This is a genomic window from Komagataeibacter kakiaceti JCM 25156 (assembly GCF_000613305.1).
This window is the reverse complement of the sequence record NZ_BAIO01000136.1, coordinates 1-5,499: the sequence shown is the minus strand read 5'-3', so window position 1 is coordinate 5,499 and position 5,499 is coordinate 1. Positions and strand designations below refer to the sequence as shown.

General features: G+C 62.9%; 4 protein-coding genes. All 4 read right to left on the bottom strand.

Features of this window, described 5'->3' with window-relative positions:
* Positions 1-19: 19 nt before the first annotated feature.
* Positions 20-478 carry a hypothetical protein gene (locus JCM25156_RS08895; protein WP_025812812.1) on the bottom strand — a complete coding sequence of 153 codons (459 nt, stop codon included), beginning with the start codon at positions 476-478 and terminating at the stop codon, positions 20-22.
* Positions 471-2,198, bottom strand: a complete 1,728-nt coding sequence (locus tag JCM25156_RS08890) for a putative bifunctional diguanylate cyclase/phosphodiesterase (RefSeq protein ID WP_025812811.1) — start codon at positions 2,196-2,198, stop codon at positions 471-473. Before JCM25156_RS08890 ends, JCM25156_RS08895 begins: the two co-directional genes overlap by 8 nt.
* Positions 2,199-2,305: 107 nt before the next feature.
* Positions 2,306-4,567 carry an EAL domain-containing protein gene (locus JCM25156_RS08885; RefSeq protein WP_051577507.1) on the bottom strand — a complete coding sequence of 754 codons (2,262 nt, stop codon included), beginning with the start codon at positions 4,565-4,567 and terminating at the stop codon, positions 2,306-2,308.
* 188 nt (positions 4,568-4,755) lie between these two features.
* Positions 4,756-5,499: lysophospholipid acyltransferase family protein (locus JCM25156_RS08880; RefSeq protein WP_025812809.1), on the bottom strand; the 744-nt coding region annotated here is incomplete at its 5' end.

Here is a 5,499-nt window from a genome sequence, read left to right as displayed (position 1 = left end):
AAAATACGGCGCCGCGGCATCAGCCCCGCGCCGCGTCCTCCAGCCCCAGCGTGGCCATATCGGCCGGGGGGGCCGCCAGCATGCAGGCCACGCCCGTCGTACGGTCCACGACCATGCGGATATCCACCGGGCCTTCCGCGCCGAACAGATCCGATGTCACGCCATAGGCCGGACGCAGCGGTTCATCCTGACCGGCTTCATGGTGGGCGATCTCGGTCATGATCCGGGCCAGCGCGCGCTCAAGCCCCTCCATCACGCGCGAGGGCGCAAGGCGGGGGCGGTCCGGCGCGCCTTCCCCCGTGCAGTGCAGTTCCAGCAGCCGCGCCCAGGACGCCGCCGGAATGAACATGGGCATGCGCGTCCCGTCATTATGGCGTTCGGCATGCATGATGCGGCGCGTATTGGCCAGACCGATCACGTCGATACGCGGCAGGTCGTCACCAATGCGGGCCGCGACGGTACGGGAAGATTCAGCCATGGGTCGTGATCCGGTCGAAATGCTGCGGAAGATTCAGGATGTCCCGTGCCGACAGGGCCGGGGAAATGAAGAATCCCTGTATCCGCTCCGGCGCCATGGCCATGACCAGATCGAACTGCTCGCGGGTTTCGACCCCTTCCACCGTGACTTCCATCCCCAGCCCCTGCCCCATCTCGATCAGGCTGGACAGGACCATGCACCTGCCGGGGGCGTCCACGATGTTCTCCACAACCGACTGGTCGATCTTGATCTGGGAAAAGGGCAGCTCACGCAGATGGCTCAGCACCGTCATCCCCTTGCCGAAATTATCCAGCGCGATGCGGAACCCGGCCTGGGCCAGATCGCGCAGGTGGCGGATGCCCTGATCCGCCCGGCGGCCATGCAGCATGGCTTCCGTCACTTCCAGAACGAAACTGTCCGGTGACATGCCATAGCGCCGCAGCGCGTCTTCCAGTTCACGGCGGTAGTCGTCACGGACCAGATCCATGCGTGACAGGTTGATGGCCAACTGGCGTGGCGGCAGGCCATGGTCGCTCCAGATGGCGGCGTCACGCTGGAAGGCTTCGATCATGCACGGCCCCATGGCCTGCGCCAGCCCGGCATCGGTGAACACATCGGAAAAATCTTCCGCCGCCAGCAGCCCGCGTTCGGGGTGGTGCCAGCGCAGCAGGGCCTCGACCTGGTCGATCCGCAGGCTGCGGCAGTTCAGGACCGGCTGGTAATACACCTCGAACTGGTTGCGCTCGACACCACAGCGCGCCTCGCTCAGGATGGTGACACGGGCCTGCGCGCGTTCACGCAGGGCCTGCGTGAACATCTGCGACTGCTTGCCGCCCGCGCGCTTGGCGGCGTACATGGCCATATCCGCGTTTTTCTGCACATCCTCCATCGTATCGGTCCCGTCCAGCAGCACGGCCCCGATGCTGCCCGCGACACTGACGGTGACCGTCTCGATATCTATGGGGCGTTCCAGAATGGCCTGAAGGCGGTCCATGTAGCGCTCAAGCGTCATGTCCTCCAGCGTGCGGTGCAGGATCACCGCGAACTCATCCCCCCCCAGCCGGCTGACCGGATCATCGGGATGGGTCAGCTCGATCAGGCGCGAGGCGATGGCGCGCAGCACGGTGTCACCCGCATGGTGGCCATGCACGTCGTTGATCTGCTTGAAACCGTCCAGATCGAACATGACCAGCGCGGGCTGCACGGTGCCCGGCTCGCGGCAGCGCGCGATCTCATCGGCCAGGGCGGTATTGAAGCCGCCACGATTGAGCAGGCCGGTCAGCGTATCCGTTTCCGCCAGTTCGCATAGGCGGTCCCGGGTGTTCATGAGTTCGGTGATCTCGAAGCGGCTGGCCACGTAGCCCTGAATCTGGCCGTCCGCATCGACCTTGGGGATGATGGTGGTCGCCACCCAGTACAGCGTGCCATCCTTGGCGCGGTTGCAGATATTGCCCCGCCACAGCTCGCCCGACGTGATCGTGCGGTACATGTCGCGAAAGAAATTCGCGTCATGATACCCGGAATTGACGATACGATGGGTGGAACCGATCAGTTCCTGCCGTGAATACTGGCTGATCTCACAAAAGCGGTCATTTACATACGTAATAACCCCCCTGCTGTCGGTAATGGCAACAATCAGGATATGATCGACCAGATCAGCCCAGAAATCCGCATCCTGACGTGTCAGTGCCCGCAGCCGGTCATCGTGTTGCAATGCCATCTTCCCGTCTGGAAACTACAATAAACAATATAGAATACTTCATTAAAATCAAATCGGCATCCCACCCGCCGCCGGGGCGTCCTTTACCTGCGCATGGCCCGGTTTGACTATGACTGTACGCCAGCCCCCGCCGGGCCCGGCTCACCTGCCACAGGAAGAATGAACGAGCCGCGTTCCTGCCCGGTCCGGAACCAATTTTCCAGATCAGCCGGGGGAAGCGGCCTAGCGAAAAGATAACCCTGCATAACATCGCAATGCAATTTTTCCAAAAGCCGATGCTGCTGCACCGTCTCCACCCCTTCGGTCACGACCGTCAGCCCCAGCCTGCTGCCAATCCCGATCACGGCCATGGTCACGGCCTGCGCATTGGCGTCATGCTCGAAATCATTGATGAAGCTGCGGTCGATCTTGATCTCGCTCAGCGGCAGGCGCGTCAGACGTGAAAGCGAGGAATAGCCCGTGCCGAAATCATCCATCGACAGGCCGACATCCAGCTTGCGGATGGCGTGCAGCACCTCTTCCGTGTCACCGCTGCCATCCATCATCACGCTTTCCGTAATTTCCACCGTCAGGCGGTCGGGCGTAAGGGCGTGGTGTTCAAGCAGGTTGGAAATGAATTCGGGCAGCGCGCGGTTGCGGAAATGCACGGCGGACAGGTTGACCGACACGGTCGGCACATGCATGCCCGCCTTGTCCCATTTCACCATCTGCTGGCATGCTTCCTGCAGGGACCACCGGCCGATGGCCTCGATCTGCCCGGTTTCCTCCGCCACGGCGATGAAGCGGGAAGGATAGATGTTGCCCAGCTTGGGATGATGCCACCGTGACAGGGCCTCCACCCCGTACAGCCCGCCGGTCATGGTTTCCACCTGCGGCTGGTAATGCAGCTTGAGCAGGCCCTTGGCCAGCGAATCCCGCAGCGCCGAGCCGAGCATGAGCCGCTCCTGCGCCACCTGGTTCTTCTCATGCCCCGCGAAGCGATAGACGCCGCGGCCATCCTCCTTGGCCTGATGGGCCGCCACATCGGCCAGGCTGAGCAGGGTTTCGCTGTCGGGGCCGTTCTCGGGGAAGGTGCATATCCCCACGCAGCACGAGATGCTGAGCGTGTTCTCCCCCACCTGCAGGGGCTTGCCGATGGTGTTGATCAGCCCTTCGGCAAACTGTTCCGCCTTCTCGTGCGAACAGTCGGGGATGACGATGATGAACTCATCCCCCCCCGAACGGCTGACGATGCAGTCATCCGTCACCTGCGAGCGGATGCGCCGCCCGATCTCGATCAGGAAACGGTCGGCGTTCACATGGCCAAGCGCATCGTTGATGTCACGGAAACGGTCGATATCGACCATGAACAGCGAGAACCGGCTGTCACCGCCACGCAGGATCAGCCGGTCGATGATGTTATGCAGCGACGTCCGGTTGAGCAGCCCGGTCAGCCGGTCGAAATTGGACAGCTTGGCGATATGCAGCCGCGTCTCGTTCTGTTCGATCGCCAGCGCGCAGAACGGCACGCAGGTCGAGACCACGCGCTCGGGCCATTCCCGCGCCGTATCATCACCGCGCATGTAAATGGCGAAAATACCCATCATCTGCCCGGTGCGTGAAATGATGGTGGCCGAGCAGCACCGCTCCAGCCCCAGCGAACGGGCCACGGACTGGTAGCTCGACCAGACGACGGCGTTGCTGCCGGTCGGATCCTGCCCCAGTTCGGCAAGCTGTTCGTCCGTAATGACAATGCTGTCCAGCGCTGTGCGGAAACGGGTGGGCATGCCGGGCGATGCGAGAACCTGAAGCTGGTGCGAACGGTCGATCAGCATGAGGGCGGCCATGCCATCGGGCACGAACCGGTCCACCCGGCGGCACAGCAGGTCGCCCACTTCCTTAAGCGTCTGGTCGGAGGCGAGGGCCTGAAGCACGTCGTTCTGGAGGATGAGAATCTTGCGCTGGCGGCTCTGCTCCGTCACGTCCTTCATGACGGCGATGTAGTAGATCTTGCTCGTATCGGTCAGTTGCACGCGCGAGATGGAAAGCTCGCCCGTGACATGCTCGCCATTGGCGCGCTGGAACTCGACTTCACGCGATGTGCCGACAATCCGGCCGATTCCCGTTGCCCGGTTCCGGTCGATGAACTCGTTATGCTGCGCGCGATCCGGTACGGGGATGAGACAGTTCACATTCTGCCCCATGACCTTTTCGCGTGGGAGACCCCATATCTTCTCGGCTGCCGGATTAAAGAAGATGATGCTGTTATGCTCATCAATCACGACCATGGGGTCAATCGCCTGCTCCATCGCGGAAAGCAGGACGTCGGCGCTAATCTTCGGCTGATCCACCGTAAACTCCAGAACATCGGCGCGACTGCTGCACCACATACATGAGACTACTCCACCTGACTCCGGCAGGTCCGCAGCCCATACCACGCCAGTCCACATTACGTCAGTCCTGTCATGGCCCGGCAACAAAGCGTCACACGCATGGTTGACCTGTGCCCGCGCTGTGCGTGCCGCATCAGGAGAAAGAACATTCCCGCCCGACATGGCCTGCCGGGGTCACGATCCGTTCAGCCCCGCTGGCGTTCAAGATCCTGTGGCAACATGCCGGCCAGCGGGCGGCAGGCATAGGCGCTTTCGCTTTCGGGCTGGGGCATGTTCTGGCGCAACTCGGCCGCACCGGCAGAAACCGCGCGCCATGCCGCCTGCGCCAGCGCCTTGCGGCTGGGAAAATCCGCCGGGTCAAGCGGGGGGTGCAGCAGCACGGTCGCGCGCATCGACCGCCATTTGAGCAACTGCCACACATGCGGGCCAAGCTCCATGTCGCCATACCATGCGAAGACCGGACGCCGCGCACGGTTGACCGGCACCCCTTCAAGCTGGTCGTAAACGACCGAAACCGGCTGGATCAGCGGTGTCATGCCCGGTTTCGCGGCGATCAGGGCAGCCTCGCTGGGGAGTTCGGCCGGTTCCTTGCCCGGCGGCAGGCGCGGCGGCTTGGCGATGGCGAAAAAGGCCGACAGGAAGGGCAGCACGCGCGACCCGTCCGACGAGGTACCTTCGGGGAACAGGATCAGGTTGTCACCTTCCACCATGAGCCGGTGCAGCATCTCGTCCCGTTCACGGCCCGTGGTGCTGCGCTGGCGGCTGACGAATATCGTCCGCCCGATACGCGACACCAGCCCCATGATGGGCCAGCCCTCTATATCGCCCTTGGCCACGAAGTTGGACGGCAGCACCGTGCCCAGCACCGGCACGTCAAGCCATGTGGAATGGTTGGAAACATAAATGACCGGCCGTTCGCCGCGCTGGCG

What these genes read in the sequence shown, in the direction of transcription:
- JCM25156_RS08895 (WP_025812812.1), bottom strand. Translation starts at nt 478, where the DNA reads ATGGCTGAATCTTCCCGTACCGTCGCGGCCCGCATTGGTGACGACCTG.
- JCM25156_RS08890 (WP_025812811.1), bottom strand. Translation starts at nt 2,198, where the DNA reads ATGGCATTGCAACACGATGACCGGCTGCGGGCACTGACACGTCAGGAT.
- JCM25156_RS08885 (WP_051577507.1), bottom strand. Translation starts at nt 4,567, where the DNA reads ATGTGGTGCAGCAGTCGCGCCGATGTTCTGGAGTTTACGGTGGATCAG.